Raw genomic sequence first — 18,003 nt, 5'->3', positions numbered from 1 at the left:
ATGAAGATTACAAAGGGCAAATTAACTGTACTAATTCTATTCTCAGTTATTTTTAATTTCACTTTAAGTGCACAGAAATTATATGTAGGTGCCAATTATCATCCACATGATGATAAGAATATGGAGAAAATAAAAAAGGATATTCAATTAATGAAAGCTGGTGGATTCACTGCAGTCCGTATGGGGCATTTGGCCTGGGACAGTTACGAACCATCTGAAGGTAATTTTGATTTTGAATGGTTTGATAAAGTTATGGATATGATGGATCAGGCCGGAATTAAAGTTATACTGGATATTGCTGTGCGTCCTGCTCCTATGTGGTTACACAAAAAATTTCCATCTATTGATATTGTGGATCAAAAGGGTAATACAATATTTCCAAACCACCGTTATATGGAAGATGTTGGTGATTTGAATTATCAAAAATACGCGTTAAGATACGCAGATGTTATTACCAAAAGATATGCTAATCATCCTGCATTGGCTGCCTTCGGTATTGATAATGAGTCAGGAGACGGTCCTATTTCTTATTCAGAAACAGTAAGACAAAGATTTATAGTTTGGTTAAAAAATAAATATACAACTATTGACAAAGTAAACAAGGAATGGGCTACACAACGTTGGTCTAAAAGGCATAATGAATTTGAAGAAATTGGTCTTCCAGTTGAAATTTATGCCCATGATACTCCTGAGAAAATGCTTGATTTCAGACGCTTCATTTCAGATGAAATCAATCAGTTCCTATTCAAAGTCATTGATAAAGTGAATACCAATGCTCCAAATGCATTAACCAATACTAATGCCTGGTATTATAGCGCACTTAAATATTTTGATTATGCACCTATGGCTTATTCGGGTAAAATGACACGACATGGTGCTGGTTTTTATCCCGGAAATTCCCTGACTACAAATTGGGGAGTTATGAATTCGCTGTTTGGAATAGCACGTATTCAATTTGAAAGTACAAATCCATTTTGGTGCAGTGAATTTACAACTATGACCGCTGTCCCTAATTCGATTAGAAAATCAGCTTATGCAACGCTAATGTATGGAAACCAAATGGTGTGCGGCTGGACATGGCAAAGCATGTGGGCTGGTGAAGAACAATATCTTCAAGGCATGCTTGATTGGGACGGGATACCTAATAGAAAATACGATGAATACAAGCAAATTGCAACTGAATTTAAAAAAATAGAAAAATATTTCCCCTATAATTTGCAGGCAGAAGTAGGTTTGGCTTTTTCGTTTCCAAGTCAGATAGCGAGTAATGATTTTCCAAAAAAACATGATGAACAGCTACAGGCTGCTTTTGGTATTTTTTATTATAAAAATATGGATACCCGAATTCTTGACATTAGCAGAAGTACTTTGAATTATAAATTATTGATAATTCCGGGTGTTACTGTAATGGATGAAGCAACAGCAAATAAAATACGAGAATTTGTTAAGAATGGTGGTACAGTAATAATGACCAGCAATTCGGCGCTTGTTGATGAAACAGGGCAAATATTCAAAACAACCCGTCCAGGAATGCTGAGTGACGTGTTTGGTGTTCGCGTGGCGAGTTTTGAAGAAACTGAAGCATTTAATGAAATAGCCCGCAAGGCATACAAAGGCAAAAAGTTAGAAGTAACTTATAAAGGTAAAGCAGTAGATACAGAGTCAGAGCGTTTTGAGATAATAGAGTCTAAAGGAGCAAAGATTATGGCTAATATAACCAGTTTAGATAAGGATTATCCGATATTGTTTTCTAATAAATATGGCAAAGGGAAGGCTATTTATGTAGGACTTCCAGTTGATGGAAGCGTGCTTAACCCATTGATTGACGAGCTAATTGATGAACTGGGAATTAAAAAAGGACCAGTTGTGCCGTTGGGAGTAATGGCAAGACAAATTGATAAAAATCATTTCTTGTATTTTAATACCACTGGCGAACCAAAAAAGATAGAAATGAAAGGAAAATCAAGAAGTATTCTTTTGGATAAAGAGTATTCAGATAATTTTACTATTGCTCCCTATGAGCCTGAATTTATAGAATTAAAATAGTTATAGTTTCAAATGAAATATCAATCATAGTAAGTTAGTTTGTCATTTGCGTTTAATAAGTTGTTTTTTTGAAGAATTGGAATGTGTTTTTCAAAGAATTATTCCTAAGCAATGTTTTTAAAAAAGCGATTGAAGTTTGTCAAGACTTAAGTAGTGAGGTCTAAATATATAATTTAAAGATTTATAATGTTATTAAAATTAAAATTTTGGTTTTCTTTAAGTTTGTTTGTTACAATAAATTTATGGGGACAGCAATACCCTTATCAGAATCCTAAATTAAGTTCTGAGGAGCGCGCAAAGGATTTAATGTCCCGTCTTACATTGAAAGAAAAGGTGGCTTTGATGCTCGATGAGTCAGAAGCAATTCCTCGTTTAGGCATAAAAAAATTCAACTGGTGGAGCGAAGGATTGCACGGTATCAGATATGGCTATAATGTATCTGTTTTTCCACAATCCATTGGGATGGCAGCTTCGTTTGACGATAAGCTGGTTTACAATGTTTTCACCGCTGTTTCTGATGAATTTCGTGCCAAATATCATGAGCTTCGAAGAGCTGGAAAGGAAAACAGCAAATTTATGAGTTTGTCGGTTTGGACACCAAACATAAATATATTCCGCGATCCACGGTGGGGGCGTGGACAGGAAACCTATGGTGAGGATCCCTACCTGACCACTCGTATCGGGATTTCTGTGGTAAATGGACTTCAGGGACCTGCTGATTCAAAATACAAAAAACTATTGGCGTGTGCCAAACATTTTGCGGTGCATTCCGGTCCTGAATGGAGCAGGCATTCGTTGAACCTGAACAACGTCAATCCACGTGATTTGTGGGAAACCTATTTGCCGGCATTCAAAGCGTTGGTTCAGCAGGCTGATGTGCGCGAAGTGATGTGCGCCTATCAGCGTTTAGATGATGAACCTTGTTGTGGCAGCACACGCCTGTTGCAAAAAATCCTTCGCAACGACTGGGGTTTCAAATACCTTGTTGTTTCCGATTGTGGTGCCATTGCAGATTTTCACAGCAGTCATAAAGTTTCGTCAGATGAAGCGCATGCAGCAGCTAAAGCTGTTCTGTCCGGTACCGATGTAGAGTGTGGCTGGGGTTATGCCTACAACAAATTACCTCAGGCCGTTGATAAAGGATTGATTGATGAAAAAGAGATAGATGAACGTTTGTTGAGGGTTTTGGCTGGACGTTTCGACTTAGGCGAAATGGACGATGATTCATTGGTATTGTGGTCAAAAATTCCTGTGTCGGTAATTGATTCCAAAGAGCATAAGGAATTGGCCCTTAAAATAGCCCAGGAGTCAATGACACTGCTTCAAAATAAAAATAATACCCTTCCATTGTCAAAATCAGCAAAAAAAATTGCTGTAATTGGGCCTAATGCCGACGATGAACCTATGTTGTTAGGCAATTACAATGGTTTTCCATCAAGTATCACTACTATTTTGGAGGGCGTTAAAACAAAACTTCCTGCAGATAAAGTATTTTACGATAAAGGCTGTGACCTGATTGAAGACAAGATTACCCAAAGCCTTTTCGAGAACTGCTCCTTTGATGGAAAAGCAGGAATGAAGTCAACTTATTGGAATAACAAAGAATTTAAGGGAGATGCCGTAGCACATGAGCAGATTGTAAGTCCGATACAATTGACTACTGCGGGTCAAAACCAATTTAGCCGTGGGGTAAATCTTAAAGGGTTTTCCGGAAAATATGAAGCGGTTTACCATGCCAGCCAATCAGAGGAAATAGTTTTAAGATTGGAATTTGGTGGAAAATGCGATGTGATTGTAAACAATGAGACCTTGTTTTCAAAAGAATTATGGCAATTAGCACCAATCAGGATCCCGTATAAGGTTGAAAAAGGGAAAGACTACCAGATTGAGGTTAAATTTTCAGCAGTTAATGATGGAGTAGAAGCAAGTCTTAAATTAAATATAGGCAGGGAGATTCCGGTTAATTATGATGAATTGGTATATAAATTAAAAGGAATAGATGAAGTGATTTTTGTCGGTGGAATTTCGCCAAAATTAGAAGGAGAGGAAATGCCAGTAGAATTCTATGGTTTCAAAGGTGGCGATCGAACCAATATTGAACTTCCTGAATCGCAGCGCAAATGTTTACAGGCGTTGAAAAAAGCAGGTAAAAAGGTGGTGTTTGTAAACTGCTCAGGAGCTGCTATGGCATTAACTCCTGAAACAGAAAGCTGCGATGCCATCCTTCAGGCCTGGTATGGGGGACAATCCGGAGGTCAGGCTGTGGCCGATGTTCTTTTCGGAGATTACAATCCTTCAGGAAAATTGCCGGTTACTTTCTATAAGAATTCAGAAAAGCTTGGCGATATTGAAGATTATTCAATGAAAGGAAGAACCTATAGGTTTATGGACGATGCCTTGTTTCCTTTTGGATATGGTTTAAGTTATACTACTTTCAAAATAGGGAATGCCAGATTAAGTAAAACTATATTTAAAGACAATGAGACAATCCAATTGACCGTGCCGGTTACAAATGCGGGAAAACGCGATGGTGTAGAGGTGGTGCAGGTTTACATTCGGAAAGTAAATGATATTGAAGGCCCTTTAAAAACCTTACGAGGATATAAACATGTGGAAATTCCGGCAGGTAAAACCCAAGAAGTTTCCGTTGACCTGAATCCTTCTTCATTTGAATTTTTCGATTGGAGTCAGCGTAAAATGATGGTGACACCCGGCGAATATGAGGTTTATTACGGGAATAGCTCCGATACAAAGAATCTGAAAACAACAAAAATTACTATTCGCTAATCAATAGAATAAAAATTGTAAAAAATGCAAAATTCATTTAAACGTTACTGCAAAACCATGGAATTGCGTAATGACCCATTATTAATCGAAGCCTATAAAAAAGCGCACACCAAAGAAGCTGCGTGGCCTGAAATAACTCTGGGTATGAAAGAGGTCGGGATTATCGATATGGAAATCTATCTTCTTGGAACAAAACTTTTTATGATTATGGATACTGTAGCTGATTTTGATCATGATAAGGCGATGGTCGAATTGGCTCTAAAGCCGCGTCAAAATGAATGGGAAGCACGTATGTCTCAATTTCAGGACAGCACTGCCGAGGCAACCGCCGACCAGAAATGGCAATTGATGGATCGAATTTATAAAATGAATTAATAAAATTTGGATATGAATGAGCTTAAAATGAACTCAAGTGCTTATCGAATCACGGTAGTTGATGCCTTGAGGGGATTTGCCATCATGGCAATAATGTTACTGCATAATATTGAACATTTTAACTATTATTATTTACCCGATAATCTGCCATCATGGATGAAAACCCTTGATAAACATGTTTGGGACACAATGTTTGCCCTTTTTTCGGGCAAGGCTTACGCAATTTTTGCTGTTTTGTTTGGTTTTACCTTTTTTATAATGGATAGTAAGCAACAAAATCAGGGTAATCCTTTTGTTGGGCGATTTATGTGGCGCATGCTTCTATTATTAGGTTTTGGCTTATTCAACTCCATGTTCTATTCGGGTGATGTTTTGGCAATTTATGCGATACTTGGGTTTTCTCTGGTTTTGGTAAGTCGTTTGAAAAATACTTCAGTACTTATTATTGCTTTCTTGTTATTATTGCAGCCTCTTGAAATTGGTCGCTTCATTTACATGATATTGAATCCACAGTATAATCCAGGGAACCCCTTATCTTGGCAATACTTCGGACAGGCATCCGCTTACCTGAGTAGTAACTCTTTTCTCGATACAGCTTGGGGGAATATAACTAACGGGCGATGGGCCGATATTTTGTGGTCTTGGGAAAATGGCCGCTTTTTTCAAATTCCGGCTTTATTCATGATCGGGATGGTGTTGGGGCGTACACGAAAATTTGAGATAAATACAACAAATGGAAAATTTTGGCTAAAAATACTTGTCATTTCAAGTATTATAGGAGTTGTTTTCATTTTTGGAGCTAAATCAATGCCTGATTTGATTAAAGGGGACATACTTCTTAATCAGGCCAATTTGGTTGTTCAAACATGGAATAACTTCATTTTTACTTTTGTTTGGATTTCGGCTTTTGTATTGTTATACTCAACCAAATTGATTCATAAACTGCTATCTCATTTCGAAGTTTTTGGTAAAATGAGCCTCACCAACTATGTGATGCAATCAATGATGGGGTGCTTTGTTTACAATGGATGCGGATTAGCCTTATATCAGTATACCGGTGCAAGCCTTTCTCTATTGGTAGGCGTTGTATTGTTTGTAGTTCAATTCACTTTTTGCAAGTGGTGGTTAAAGAAACACAAGCAAGGACCTCTCGAAAAATTATGGCACGACCTGACATGGATAGATATTAAGAAAGTAGGGGTGACGAAAGCATTGGGTTGAAGTTTATTGCTGAAATACAGAGAATAGACAAAAATTGCTGGTTCAAAGCTAAAGTTATTAGTTGCGGGTGCAGTTTTTTATCGACAATTTCTATTGAAGTGAAAGCTCGGTTCGTCATGCTATCTCATTTAAAAGGGTAAAAGAAAATATAGATATCAACCGGTAGTTTCCTAAAGGCTAAATCGAGTAATAACTACAAAGAAATATAATAAACCGAGTATCCATAAATCAAAGATGAAAAACGCGATGAGTAACCGATTATTACAAGGTGGTCAATTTCAGGATAAAACAAGAATTGCCATTGTAACTAAAAAAATTTTTGGCATACAATTTCTATTTGTATTGTTGTGTATTTTTCTGATTCCGTTCTGTTTGACTGCACAGGAAGAGCCCATTCAGGTGGGGAATGATAGTCTAAAAAATGCTACAAAAAAACTATTACGGATTTATCATACCAGCAGGTTATCTGTTGAAAAACCGATAATAGATGGAAAATTGGACGATACTTGCTGGAAAACAGGTGAATGGACCGGCGATTATACCCAATGGATTCCGAACGAAGGTGCTAAACCATCGCAACCAACGAAAATAAAAATCCTTTACGACGACAAAAATATATATGTTGCCATTCGGGCTTTCGACAGCATACCTGAAAAAATAAGCCGCAAAGCCGGAAGGCGTGATGAGTTTACGGGTGATATGGTAGGCATTGCTTTTGATAGTTATCACGATCGCCGTACCGGGTTTGAATTTGATGTTTCGGCTGCAGGACAAAAAATTGATTTGTTGTTGACTAACCCACAGAATGCCGATTTAAACTGGAATGCGGTATGGAGTGCAAAAACTGCCCAGGAGGGTTCGGCTTGGACGGCAGAGTTTGAAATTCCATTGAGCCAGCTTCGTTACAGCAATGATTCCGAGCAGGTTTGGGGGCTTCATGCCTGGCGTTGGATTAATCGTTATCAAGAAGAAAGCGATTGGGAGTTGCAATCAAGCACTAGTCCGGGGATATTGTACCTATTTGGCGAACTTCACGGAATTAAAGATCTGCCGAAATCCCGTAGAATTGAAATTATGCCATACCTATCAGGCAAGTTCAATACTTTTAAACCTGAGTCGAACAATCCATTTATGGACAAAGGCTGGAGTTTAGCCGGGAATATTGGTTTGGACGCAAAAATTGGTCTGGCAAGCAATTTTACAGTCGATTTGACGGTAAATCCCGACTTCGGTCAAGTAGAGGCAGACCCATCTGTGATGAACCTTACTGCTTTCGAAACTTTTTATGGTGAGAAACGCCCTTTTTTCCTTGAAGGGAAAAATATTTTTAGTTTTGATTTTGATAATTCAAGCCTGTTTTATAGTCGAAGAATAGGGCATACACCCTCATTTCGCCCTTCTCTGTCTAATGACGAGTTTATGAAATATCCCGACAATACTTCTATACTTGGAGCGACAAAAGTAAGTGGAAAAACGGCCAAAGGACTTTCAATCGGGATGTTGCAATGTCTAACTGCGTCTGAATATGCCCGGATTGATTCATTGGGAAAAAGAAAGAACATGAATGTGGAGCCGCTTACAAATTATTCATTGGTCAGGGTTCAGCAGGATTTTAAACAGGGAAATACTGTACTTGGAGGAATATTTACTTCAACCAACCGGTTTATAAATACTCCGCAACTGCAATTCATGAACAGGAATGCCTATACAGGAGGGATTGATTTGCTGCATCAATGGCGGGATAAGGAATATTATTTAGATGCAAAACTAGTAGCAAGCAGCATTACCGGAAGCCATGAAGCCATGGATAACCTTCAGCAATCTTCGGCACGTTACTACCAACGGCCGGACATAAGTTATGTCCAGCTTGATACTACCGGCAACCGGTTATCCGGCTATGGTGGAGATGTCCGGATTGGGAAAGGCAGCAAAGGATTTTGGCGTTATTCTACCGAACTGATATGGCGTTCGCCGGGACTCGACCTCAATGACATGGGATTTATGCAAATGGCTGATGTGATAAAACAAAAAAACTCGGTTTATTGCTTTGTAAATAAACAGGTTTCTATATTTCGTACCTATAATGTTTCATTGTCGGAAACGAACAATTGGGATTTTGGACTAAATTATTTATCATCAAACACAAATCTTGGAGCTTACTTCGAGTTTTTAAATAAATGGGCTGTCAATGCTTCGGCCAGCTATACGACACCATCGCTTGATACACGGATTTTGCGTGGTGGCAGTGCTATGTTGCTGCCTAATGCTTGGTACGAAAACCTATATGTAAGGACAGATCCTTCATTGAAATTTTGTTTTGAGTTAAACACGGAACTTTCTACTTCAGGGTATGGCAGCGCCCGGTATTATTCAGTTCAACCAAGTTTAAAGTACACACCCATAAATACGTTGAAACTTTCCACAAGTTTTAATTATTCAGGTAATCAGAATGATCTTCAGTATATTGAAACTGCTAATGGCGATAATGATCCAAAATATATTCTAGGAAAAATCGACCAGCAAACATTAGGTGTTACTTTCAGGGTGGATTATAACATTACGCCGGAATTGTCGATTCAGTATTATGGCAGCCCGTTTGCAACAGTAGGTAAATACTCGGACTTTAAAAGGGTGACCGATCCAAAAGCAAGTAATTACACGGATCGTTTTGCCGGATTGGCTCCAACATTGAATAGCAGTAATACATACGAAGTTTCGGAGAACAACAATAATTATAACTTCGGGAATCCCAATTTTAATTTTACCCAGTTCCGTTCCAACTTGGTTTTCAGGTGGGAATTCCTTCCGGGGTCGCAGTTTTATCTGGTCTGGTCGCAGGATAGGACTGCCTTTTCCCAACCCGGCAGCCAGAGCCTGAATGATGGTATGAGCAGTATTAAAGGGATATTTCCGAATAATATTTTTCTTGCTAAATTTAATTATTGGTTTTCAATCTAATATTATTAATCAAAGCAAGATTTGAAGAATCTAATAACTACAAAGAAATATAATAAACCGAGTATCCATAAATGAAAAATGAAAAACACAATGAACAACCGATTATTACAAGGGGGGCAATTTCAGGATAAAACCAGAATTGCCATTATGACTAAAAAAATTATTGGTATACAATTTCTATTTGTATTGTTGAGCTTTTTTATTATCCCGTTCTGTATAATATAACTGATGAGGATGTATGTATTTATCCAAACCCGGTTTCTAACGAGTTGATTGTTAATTCTGCTGATTTTCAACATAATGAAATTGATGTTTTCGATGCATTGGGCAGGACAACAGCTCGAGAACCTGTTTTACGCATATCCATTCATTCATTTATTTAGTGGAATGTATTTCGTGAAAATAAGCAATGAAACGCAATATCAAATTAAAAAATTTATAGTAACCAATAAATAAAATTAAAAATCACGTTTATGATATTTAAACAAAAAATTGTCTCCATCCTATGTTTCTCCTTTGTATTATCGTTCATACAAACGGAAGGAAAAGCACAGATTACTCAGCAAACACCGCTATCCAAAAGGGCAAAAGAAAATTTTGACCAAAGTTGGCAGTTCCATAAAGGCGACATTGCTATCAAGCGTGCAGTAAAAGCAGGCGGTTATGGAGGCTTAACCGATGTCAATGTAAAAGTGGAAACCAATAAAGAAGCTGTCATTGCTTATGCCGATGTTGATAAAGCGGCTACCTACAAACCCGAGGACTGGAAAGAAATAAATCTTCCACACGATTGGTGTGTAGAAGGAACTTTTGTTAATGATAAATCAATCGGGAGTGCACCTGCCGTTAGCGGCTATTTGCCTGGCGGGATAGGCTTTTACCGAAAAGAATTTGAAATACCGGAAACCGATAAAGGAAAAAAAATATCCATTGAGTTTGACGGAATTTTCAGGAATAGTACCGTTTGGGTAAATGGTCAGCTCTTTGGAAACCACCAAAGTGGCTACACGCCTTCAAACTATGATTTGACTGATGTTTTGCGTTACGGCAACGAAGGCAAAAATGTTATCCTTGTGAAAGTCGACGCTACAGAATACGAAGGTTGGTGGTACGAAGGTTGCGGTATTTACCGCCATGTTTGGCTCAATAAAACCAACCGACTTCATGTTGGCCGTTTTGGAACTTATGTTACCACGCCTTCTATTACTTCTGATAAAGCATCGGTAAACATGAAAACTACAATCAAAAATGAGCAAAAAGAAGCCAAAAACAGTACGCTTGTTTCAAAAATTGTAGATAAAAATGGAGTTGTATTAGATACAAAAACTTCGACTCAAGTAATAGAACCCTTTAGTTCAACAGAAATTTTGCAAACAGGTGATATTCAAAAACCATTGCTTTGGTCGCCAGAAACACCAAATCTTTATAAAGTTCTGACCGAAGTTTTTGAAAACGGAAACATCATAGACACTTATGAAACCACTTTTGGTGTACGAACCGTTGAAATCAATCGCAATGGGGTATTTCTCAACGGAAAATTATATCCTATAAAAGGTACTTGCAACCATCAGGATTTTGCAGGTATTGGTGTAGCCCTTCCGGATAAAATAAACTGGTACAAATTAAAATTGCTTAAAGATATGGGGAGTAATGCCTATCGTTGTTCCCATCACCCACCCACTCACGAACTGCTTGATATGTGTGACCAAATGGGGTTGCTTGTATTGGATGAAAACCGTATGTTGTCGAGTAGCGAAGACGGAATTAAAGATTTGGAAACCATGTTGTACCGAGATCGGAATCATCCTTCCATATTTATGTGGAGCCTGGAAAATGAAGAAGCGATGCAAGGTACGGTAATGGGGGCAAGAATACTGGAAACTATGGTTGAAACAAGTCACCAGATCGATCCGACAAGAAAAGTTACCGCAGCTATGAACCATGCCCGTAACGAAGGGGGATATAGTGATGTGCTGGATGTTGTAGGTTATAATTATGGAGACAAGGAATTGGCGTATGTAAAAGATAAAGAGAATCACCCAGACCGCGTTATGTTTTGTACCGAAGGAACAAGTTTTGTTTCGACCCGTGGCGAATATGAGAATAGTTGGTGGCCGCAGACTTGTTCAAACTCAATTTTATGGCAGCCCGGTTGGGGACCTTATCCGGGAGAAGATTGGGCAGATGTAGTTAAGTATCCTTATTTAGGAGGCCTGTTTGTTTGGACTGGTTTTGATTATCGCGGTGAACCAACGCCATTTACATGGCCTAGTGTAGCTTCTCAATTTGGCTTTATGGATGTTTGTGGTTTTCCAAAAGACGGTTACTATGCTTATAAAGCGGCTTGGACTGATATTCCAACAGTACATATTTTTCCACACTGGAATTGGGCAGGAAAAGAAGGGCAAAAAATGCCGGTACATTGTTATACTAATTGCGACGAAGTAGAATTGTTTTTGAATGGCAAAAGTATAGGGAGGCAAAAAGCAGTTCCTTACAAGAAATTGATTTGGGATTTGGTTTATAAGCCTGGAAAACTCGAAGCACGCGGTTATAAAGCCGGAAAATTAGTTACCAAAGATATAGTTGAAACAACTACAGCTCCTGCTCATGTAGCTCTAAATAGTGATGTAAATACGATAAAAGCGGATGGATGTGATGTAGCCATAATTAAGGTAAGCATAAAAGATGCCAAAGGCCGCGTTGTACCAACAGCCAATAATTTGGTAAAGTTTAGCATTGAAGGACCCGGAAAGATAATTGGTGTAGCTAACGGAAATCCAAGCAGCCACGAACCGGATAAGGCTAGTCAACGTATGGCTTTCAATGGCTATTGCATAGTGCTTGTTCAGTCAGATAAACAGGCTGGAGAAATCAAGATAAAAGCATTGTCAGAAAATCTAAAAGGAACCGAAGTAGTTATTAAAACTATTAAATAAATTAATGGAAATCTCCATGAGAAAGGAAAATCTAATTCGTCCTCTTTTAATGAGTAAAATGATACTACTCTTTTTTCTGTCACTACATCTTAGTGCACAGAAAAAGAGTATATCATTTGACAGCACAAGGTTTTCGGTACAACAGGCAACAGAAATCAATCCTGAATTGCTACGCAAGCCCTGGACAGCAAAATGGATTTCATTTCCAGATAATTCTAATACGGATTATGGAATTTATTTATTCAGAAAAGAAATTTCAATACAAACAAAACCTGAAAAATTTATTATTCATGTGTCGGCAGACAATCGCTATAAGCTATATATCAACGGTGTATATGTTTGTAATGGTCCTGCCAGAAGTCATTTGTTTAAATGGAATTTCGAGAGCATAGATATTTCCCCATATCTTCATTCGGGGAAAAATATTATTTCTGCCATAGTATGGAATTTTGGTTGGCATCGTCCTTTAGCCCAGATTTCGGGACATACAGGATTTATCATTCAGGGAAATACGAAGGAAGAGAATGCTGTTAACTCAGATAACAGTTGGGTTGTTTTAAAAAATACGGCATATAAAACTATTTCGGTAAACATAAATCAATATTATGCTGCCGGAGACGGTGAGGAGTTCGATTGTGAGAAGCATCCCTGGAACTGGATGGATACTGATTTTGATGTAACAGAGTGGAAACAAGCCCAGGTGGTGGAAACCGGGAAGCCTGTTGGTTGTATGGGAGAATGGGGAGAGCCTTCAATCCATTTACTTTCACCAAGAGAAATACCTTTTATGGAAGAAAAGGAACAGCGGTTTTTTAAGATCCGTCGTTCTGATATTATCAACGTTCCGGCAGGTTTTCTGAATGGTAAAACACCAATCACTATTGCAGCAAATTCGAAAGTAAAATTACTTATTGATCAAAATGTATTAACAACGGCATACCCCGTACTGAATTTTTCGAAAGGAGGGAAAAGCACAATAAAACTGACTTATGCTGAAAGCTTATTGGATAGTAAGGGAAATAAAGGCAACAGGAATGATATTGAAAACAAACAAATAACAGGCAACTCCGATGTTATCATTTGCGACGGGGAAAACAATAGGATATTCCAGACATTATGGTGGCGGACTTTCAGATATATTGAAATGGAAGTTGAAACAAAAGAGGAACCACTTGTTTTAAACGATTTTTATAGCATTTTTTCAGCATATCCTCTCGAAGAAAAGGCATCGTTTCATTGCGACAATTCCCAAATAAAGGATATTTGGAATGTTGGCTGGCGAACCCAGCGTTTATGTGCCAATGAAACTTTTTTTGATTGCCCATACTACGAGCAGCTTCAATACATTGGTGACGCCCGAATTCAGGCATTAGTCTCAACTTATGTTTCAGGGGATTTCCGATTGACTAAAAATGCAATTGCTGTTTTACACGAATCGCAATTGCCAATAGGCATAACGCAAAGCCGGTTTCCAAGTAGTAACCTACCCCAGATTATTCCACCTTTTTCATTGGTTTGGGTAACAATGGTTTATGATTATTGGATGCTGAATGACGATTCTGATTTTGTTAAGGCGATGATTCCCGGAATGCAGGAAACACTCAATTGGTTTAGAAACCGCATTGATTCCAATGGAATGTTAGGTCCTGTTGAATGGTGGGATTTTGTAGATTGGACATATTCAAAAGGTTGGGACAATGGTAATCCGCCTGCCACACATACCGGAAATTCGTCCATACTCAGTTTGCAATATGTTTACACGCTGGAAAAAGCAGCAGCTATTTTCGATACATACAAAATGTATGAGATTGCTGTTGAATATAGAGATTTGGCGGATAAAATTAAAACTGCTGTTTTTGAAAAATGTTACGATTCGAATAAAGGATTGATTGCCGATTCTCCTGAAAAGGATACTTTTAGTCAACATGCCAATATTTTAGCCATTTTAACCAATACATTTTCTGAAACAACAGATAAAGCTAAAATAGTTAGTACTCTTCTCAACGACAAAGATTTGGCACAATGCACCTTATATTTTAAATTTTACTTGTTCGAAGCGCTTGAGAAAGCCGGGCAAGCCAACCAATTTACAGCGGTACTAACTCCCTGGAGAAAAATGGTAGATAGCGGTTTGACTACTTTTGCCGAGACACCCGACCCTACACGTTCTGATTGTCATGCATGGAGTGCCTCGCCAGTTTATTACTTCTTATCGTTGGTAAGTGGTATAAAACCAAATGCTCCTGGCTTTAAATCCGTAAGGATAGAACCTAATTTTGGAGATTTGAAAAATATTGATGCAACTATGCCGCATAAACTCGGTACTATTCGTGTGAAATTACAAAAAGATAAAAATAATGTTAGTGGTGAAATTACTTTACCAATTCATTTGGACGGAGTTTTCATCTGGAAAGGCGTTCAAAGACAACTAAAAGGAGGTATAAATAATATCAATTTCCCTGCAGGGAATTCAAAACAATAGAAAATGTTATTACAAGAATTAAATAACGCGCTAAAAAAACTCTTTTTGGGAATTATATTTTTCTCAATAAACTTTCTGTATGCTCAAAGTCTTCCCGATTGGGAAAACCCGGATATTAATGGCATAAACAAGGAAAAACCACATGCGTATGGTTTTTTGTCCGAAGAAAAAGTGAATAATTCGATGGTTCAGTCGCTAAACGGTATCTGGAAATTTAAGTGGTCGCCTGATCCGCAATCGCGGCCGGTTGATTTTTATACGGAGAATTATTCAACAAAAAATTGGGACAATATTCTGGTTCCGGGAAACTGGGAACTACAGGGATTTGGAACTCCGATCTATACTAACTTTGTCTATCCGTTCAAGCCTGATTTTCCAAAAGTAACTAACGAACCTGAAAAACATTTTACAAGTTTTCTTCAGCGAAATCCGGTGGGCAGTTATAGTACCACCTTTACCATTCCTGAAAGTTGGAACCAAAAACAGGTATTCATCAATTTTGGTGGTGTGCAATCAGCATTTTATATTTGGATAAATGGACAAAAGGTTGGCTACAGCGAAAACTCGATGTCGCCTGCCGAATTTGATATAACAAAATACATCCATAAAGGAGAGAATAAACTGGCTGTTGAAGTTTACAAATGGTGCGATGGCAGCTACCTGGAAGATCAGGATATGTGGCGATTGAGCGGTATTTTTAGGGATGTTGACTTAATTGCCCGTCCCAAAAGCTATATCAGCGACTTTTTTGTGAAAGCTGTGCCGGACAATTCGTTTGACAATGCTAATATTTCTATCGACCTGAATATCGATAATCGCTCAAACCAAAATAGTGGAGGGCTGTACGTAGACGCTGAAGTTTCAGGTTTTTCTGCACAAGGGGAATGGGTTGATCTTTCTTTTTCCAAGAAAACTGCAGTGATTCAAAAATCAAAGCAGGTATCAATCGAATTGAACTCCTTGATAAAACATCCCCAGCTATGGTCTGCCGAAACACCGAATTTATATCATCTTATTTTAAAACTCAAAAATAATAAGAATGAGATTGTTGACAAGGCTGAATGTTATTTCGGCGTTCGTAAAATTGAAATTCTGGGAGATGTATTTTATATCAATGGCAAAGCAGTTAAACTTAAAGGTGTAAACCGTCATGAACAGCATCCCCGAACAGGAAAGCACGTGAGCAGGAATATGATAATCCGCGATCTGGAGCTGATGAAACAGGCCAATATCAACATGATCCGTACCTGCCATTATCCTGACGAACCTTTGTTTTATGAACTTTGTGATAAATACGGTTTCTATGTAATGGACGAAGCAAATCAGGAATCACATGGTTTTGGTATTGGAAATAAAGAGATAGGCGATAACCCGATGTGGAAAAAGTCACATGTTGAAAGAGCTGTTTCGTTGGTACAGCGGGATAAAAACCACCCCTGCGTTATTTTCTGGTCAATGGGAAATGAAGGCGGCAGTGGTCAAAACTTAGTAGCCATGGCCGATACCGTGAAGAAACTTGATGCAAGCAGATTAATTTATTCTGATACAGATCGAAGTGTCTCAGCTATTTACGATGATGCGTACCTGCATCCCGACGGTCTGAAAAAGTTAGGAGAAAACATAAAAGACAGGCCAGTATTTATGCGTGAATATGCGCATGTAATGGGTAATTCGGGTGGAAATCTTCAGGAATACTGGGATGTAATTTATGCTGATCCAAGCCTTACCGGTGCTGCTATTTGGGAATGGGTAGACCAGGGCTTAACAAAGAAAAAAGATGGTTCCCCTCTAAAACTTACCGAACATCCTGATGATTACCAATTGAAGGACGATGAATTTTGGGCTTGCGGCGGTGATTTTGGAGATAAACCAAACGATGGAAATTTCAGTATCAAAGGTTTGGTTTCATCCGACAGAAAGCCATATCCTCACTATTTCGAGGTTCAGAAAGTGTATCAGCCTGTAATATTTCAGCTTTTAAATGATAAGGAGATAGCGGTTAAAGTTACAAATCATTTTGATTTCCTGTCGCTTCGCAATTTCGATTTTGAATACGAATATACATCGAATGGCAAATCGTTACAAAAAGGCAAGTTCAGTTGCGATGCCATTTTGCCAGGGACATCTTCAAATATAATGATTCCTTCACCGCAGTTGACAGGTACGATTTCCTCGGAAATAGTTTTGAATATTTATGCTAAACTCAAGACTGCAACTCTTTGGGCAGAAGAAGGTTTTTGCATTGCCCGTGAGCAGTTTGTAATCAAACCTTATAACTGGACAAATATATTACCAGTTGAAAAACAGGTAATTGTGACAGAATCAGCTTCACAAATTGAACTAAAAGCTGAAAAAATGTCCTTCACCATTGACCGGAAAAATGGTTCATTGGTAAGTTGGAAAGCTAACGGGCAAGAGTTGCTAATGGGCAGGCTTGAATCTTATTTTTGGAAAACGCCGAATGATAATCAAAAGCAAAGCGGTTATTCGGGAGAATTAGGCAAATGGAAAAAAGCAGCAGAAAACAGGATTGTTAAAAATGTTGCTATAGTTAAACAAGGCAATTTAGCAACTGTTAAGTTTGATATGAATCTGCCAACTATTGGTGCCAACTATACGCTGAACTACCAATTAAACGGTATAGGAAAATTACAGGTCGAGGCAACATATACACCTTTGGGTGATACTATCCCCCTGATTCCCAAATTTGGTATGAGGGTTCGTATTCCGGATAACTATAGTACCATTGACTGGTATGGCCGGGGACCACACGAAAATTATCCAGACAGGAAAACTGCTTCGCTGATTGGTTTATATCATTCGGAATTAGAAAATTTTGTGGTTCCATATCCGGTGCCGCAGGATAATGCAAATCGCTGCGAAGTTCGTTGGTTTTCTTTTGGTGCTCAAAACGATAATACCATTAAGATAACAGGTTTGCAGCCACTAAATTTTAGAGCATGGCCTTATACAGAATACGATTTGGAAAACACAACGCATAATTACCAGCTTCCGAAACGTAATTTTATTAACCTGAATATTGATTTGAATATTCACGGGGTTGGTGGTGATGATACCTGGGGTGCCAAAACAATGGAAAAATATACCAATCCCGGTAATAAGTCCTATCACTTTGGATTTATTATGGAATATGTTGGGAAATTAAGTTCATTCAAATAAGTCAGATAAACAATA

Annotated in this window: 9 protein-coding genes; all 9 read left to right on the top strand. The window is 38.2% G+C overall.

The annotated features are described in order from the left end of the window. The 9 genes from CLU83_RS06555 to CLU83_RS06520 all read left to right on the top strand — a co-directional run bounded on the left by CLU83_RS06555 (position 1) and on the right by CLU83_RS06520 (position 17,988). Positions 1–2,046: a beta-galactosidase gene (locus tag CLU83_RS06555; RefSeq protein ID WP_100430863.1), complete on the top strand. Its 2,046-nt coding sequence runs from the start codon at positions 1–3 to the stop codon at positions 2,044–2,046. 186 nt (positions 2,047–2,232) lie between these two features. Further along, entirely contained in the window at positions 2,233–4,833 is a 2,601-nt protein-coding gene (gene xyl3A, locus CLU83_RS06550; RefSeq protein WP_100430862.1) for a xylan 1,4-beta-xylosidase, read from the top strand. A 24-nt stretch (positions 4,834–4,857) separates the two neighbouring features. Next, positions 4,858–5,208, top strand: coding sequence for an L-rhamnose mutarotase (locus CLU83_RS06545; protein WP_100430861.1), 351 nt, complete (start codon positions 4,858–4,860; stop codon positions 5,206–5,208). A gap of 12 nt (positions 5,209–5,220) precedes the next feature. Continuing rightward, positions 5,221–6,429 carry a DUF418 domain-containing protein gene (locus tag CLU83_RS06540; protein WP_198512264.1) on the top strand — a complete coding sequence of 403 codons (1,209 nt, stop codon included), beginning with the start codon at positions 5,221–5,223 and terminating at the stop codon, positions 6,427–6,429. Positions 6,430–6,663: 234 nt separating this feature from the next. Further along, positions 6,664–9,387 carry a DUF5916 domain-containing protein gene (locus CLU83_RS06535; RefSeq protein WP_100430860.1) on the top strand — a complete coding sequence of 908 codons (2,724 nt, stop codon included), beginning with the start codon at positions 6,664–6,666 and terminating at the stop codon, positions 9,385–9,387. A 300-nt stretch (positions 9,388–9,687) separates the two neighbouring features. After that, complete coding sequence (locus CLU83_RS22800; RefSeq protein WP_157802016.1) at positions 9,688–9,843, top strand: T9SS type A sorting domain-containing protein; 156 nt, start codon at positions 9,688–9,690, stop codon at positions 9,841–9,843. A gap of 17 nt (positions 9,844–9,860) precedes the next feature. Then, positions 9,861–12,326, top strand: coding sequence for a beta-galactosidase GalA (gene galA, locus CLU83_RS06530; protein WP_100430859.1), 2,466 nt, complete (start codon positions 9,861–9,863; stop codon positions 12,324–12,326). 16 nt (positions 12,327–12,342) lie between these two features. Next, complete coding sequence (locus CLU83_RS06525) at positions 12,343–14,808, top strand: alpha-L-rhamnosidase C-terminal domain-containing protein (protein WP_198512263.1); 2,466 nt, start codon at positions 12,343–12,345, stop codon at positions 14,806–14,808. 3 nt (positions 14,809–14,811) lie between these two features. Next, the gene (locus tag CLU83_RS06520; protein WP_100430857.1) at positions 14,812–17,988 is read left to right on the top strand and encodes a glycoside hydrolase family 2 TIM barrel-domain containing protein; all 3,177 of its coding nucleotides are present in this window, start codon (positions 14,812–14,814) and stop codon (positions 17,986–17,988) included. Positions 17,989–18,003 lie beyond the last annotated feature (15 nt).

This window comes from Flavobacterium sp. 1 (genome assembly GCF_002797935.1).
Classification (GTDB): domain Bacteria; phylum Bacteroidota; class Bacteroidia; order Flavobacteriales; family Flavobacteriaceae; genus Flavobacterium.
This window is presented reverse-complemented; position numbering and strand designations above follow the sequence as displayed.

What these genes read in the sequence shown, in the direction of transcription:
- CLU83_RS06555 (WP_100430863.1), top strand. Translation starts at nt 1, where the DNA reads ATGAAGATTACAAAGGGCAAATTAACTGTACTAATTCTATTCTCAGTT.
- xyl3A (WP_100430862.1), top strand. Translation starts at nt 2,233, where the DNA reads ATGTTATTAAAATTAAAATTTTGGTTTTCTTTAAGTTTGTTTGTTACA.
- CLU83_RS06545 (WP_100430861.1), top strand. Translation starts at nt 4,858, where the DNA reads ATGCAAAATTCATTTAAACGTTACTGCAAAACCATGGAATTGCGTAAT.
- CLU83_RS06540 (WP_198512264.1), top strand. Translation starts at nt 5,221, where the DNA reads ATGAATGAGCTTAAAATGAACTCAAGTGCTTATCGAATCACGGTAGTT.
- CLU83_RS06535 (WP_100430860.1), top strand. Translation starts at nt 6,664, where the DNA reads ATGAAAAACGCGATGAGTAACCGATTATTACAAGGTGGTCAATTTCAG.
- CLU83_RS22800 (WP_157802016.1), top strand. Translation starts at nt 9,688, where the DNA reads ATGAAATTGATGTTTTCGATGCATTGGGCAGGACAACAGCTCGAGAAC.
- galA (WP_100430859.1), top strand. Translation starts at nt 9,861, where the DNA reads ATGATATTTAAACAAAAAATTGTCTCCATCCTATGTTTCTCCTTTGTA.
- CLU83_RS06525 (WP_198512263.1), top strand. Translation starts at nt 12,343, where the DNA reads ATGAGAAAGGAAAATCTAATTCGTCCTCTTTTAATGAGTAAAATGATA.
- CLU83_RS06520 (WP_100430857.1), top strand. Translation starts at nt 14,812, where the DNA reads ATGTTATTACAAGAATTAAATAACGCGCTAAAAAAACTCTTTTTGGGA.